General features: G+C 72.5%; 1 protein-coding gene. It reads left to right on the top strand.

The genetic code is table 11. The features are described from left to right. Window positions 1–418 (top strand): HNH endonuclease (locus MRBLAR12_RS19910; RefSeq protein WP_364747927.1); only part of this gene is annotated, 418 nt, incomplete at both ends.

The following is a 418-nucleotide window of genomic DNA, read 5'->3' as shown; positions in this document are numbered from 1 at the left end:
CCCCGGCACGAACCCCGGCGGCATAGCCGACGGTTCCCCGGGACCCGGCAGCCCCCCAATATCCGGTGGCACGGACGGGGCTGCCGATGACACCGCGTTCGGCGTGTGGATCCGCCGGCTCTACACCCACCCCGGCACCGGCGGGCTCGTCGCGATGGACTCCCGCGCCCGGATCTTCCCGCCCGGGCTCCGCCGCCTCATCCAGACCCGGGACGACACCTGCCGCACCCCGTACTGCGACGCCCCCATCCGCCACCTGGACCACATCATCCCCTGGCACCACGGAGGAGAAACCGCCCAGGCCAACGGTGCAGGGCTCTGCGAAGCCTGCAACCACACCAAAGAAACCCCCGGCTGGACCGCCCGCCCAGCACCCGGATCCGCTTCCGGCAGCGGCGACCGGCACAGGCACACCATC

It is taken from the genome of Arthrobacter sp. LAR12-1-1.1, from assembly GCF_040676555.1.
Lineage (GTDB): Bacteria > Actinomycetota > Actinomycetes > Actinomycetales > Micrococcaceae > Arthrobacter.
Note: the sequence above shows the minus strand (reverse complement) of the source record. Positions and strands in the feature narration are given on the sequence as shown.